Consider the following 1,453-nt stretch of genomic DNA (forward strand, 5'->3'; position numbering starts at 1 on the left):
CATATAGCACTGACAAAATAGATGAAAGTGCCAAAAAGCCCGTAGTTACGGGCTTTTTTGATACCCAAACGGTGAAAAAAAGAAGTTAAAAACCATAGATGAAAAAAGCCGAAAAACACCGTCTGAAAGGATTCGAACTCACGACATTTAAATATTTCAGAAGATTGAGGCATATTTGAGAAAGATAATCTCAGATATGCTCTTTGTAAATATAAAAAATAGTATACAAATTTTCAAGGACCGTTTTGTCTGATATCACGAAAGTGATGTTAAACAAAGCGGTCTTTTTTTATGCCCTGAAGGAGGCGACAGCAAAAGGCATATAGAAACCGCAAATAAATATAACGGAGGAATAAGAATGAAAAGACTGCATTTTAACAGTACGCTCAATCACAAGAGGGACGGTTACAATACCTATTATGTCAGCGTGGAAAAGGTCGTTACGCTTTACGGCAATGAATTTTTAAGGCTGAAAAACGATACCCTTGACGATAATTACTGGATCGCCAGGTATCATAAGCTGATGCGCATTGACATAAACGACATTGCCCATTGCGTTCTTTTTGTTGACAGCGAAAGCGGCGACGGAATACTTGTCGATTCCGAGGGCGCAAAATATGCCCGAAAGTCGCAGTTCATTCCCAACGCAAGAGCATTGCTCGAAAACAACGAGCTGACCGGAGCTGAAAGGAGAATACACGAAAGGCTTAAGGAGATCGCAGCAGATATCGCCGAAAAGACGCGTTACGGAGAAAGCCGTTTTGAGCCTGAGGAGGTCCTGACGAAAATAATAACCGACGATCTCAGAAGCAATATCATGCAGGCAGTCATAGAAATGCTCCGTGAAAGAGACGATATTCAGTCCGCGGAGATGATCGGACAGTCTGTTAAGGCGGAAGCCAAGCCGACGCATTCTCTGAAGCTTTACTGTCCGCTGGTAGTTATTGCGGAAGCCAAGCCGACGCATTCTCTGAAGCTTTACTGTCCGCTGGTAGTTATTAATGAGGATTGCGACAAGATTTCCTGTGAATTCGCCGTCGGCTGTGCGGACGAGATCAATGAATTCATTCAGGAGTTTTCATTACCGGAGGAAGAACGCCGCGGACTTATGGCGTACTATGACAAAGAAACGTCCGTATGCGAAAAGGTCTATTCAGCGTTTCCGTCGGTCGGAGAGGTAAACGGAGAGCTTATGGGAATTTTTGATTGTCAGATTTCCGGAGAGCTTACGGACAGCGAGCTTGAAGAGCTGCGAGGTTATCTTAAAGGTCAGGCAAGCGACGGCTGGGGCGAAGGTCTGGAGCAGCGTGAGATTGAAACCGGAAAACTGGGTAATATTTGCGTCAGCTTCTTTAATAACGGAGCAAGCTGGTCGCTGCAGACGGAGGAGGAAATGGAAATCAGCCGGAATGAAGAACCCGAAATGAATCTTAAAATGTAAAGGGAAAGCGGT

1 protein-coding gene is annotated in these 1,453 nt (G+C 44.5%); it reads left to right on the forward strand.

From position 1 onward, the window contains the following. Positions 1 to 358 precede the first annotated feature (358 nt). The gene (locus tag ACYQ0N_RS15205; RefSeq protein WP_460162855.1) at positions 359 to 1,441 is read left to right on the forward strand and encodes a DUF6329 domain-containing protein; all 1,083 of its coding nucleotides are present in this window, start codon (positions 359 to 361) and stop codon (positions 1,439 to 1,441) included. The last annotated feature ends 12 nt before the right edge of the window (positions 1,442 to 1,453 follow it).

The sequence above is a fragment of the Ruminococcus sporogenes genome (genome assembly GCF_054655175.1).

Excerpts from the sequence above, each read along its gene's own strand:
- ACYQ0N_RS15205 (WP_460162855.1), top strand. The coding sequence starts at position 359 with ATGAAAAGACTGCATTTTAACAGTACGCTCAATCACAAGAGGGACGGT.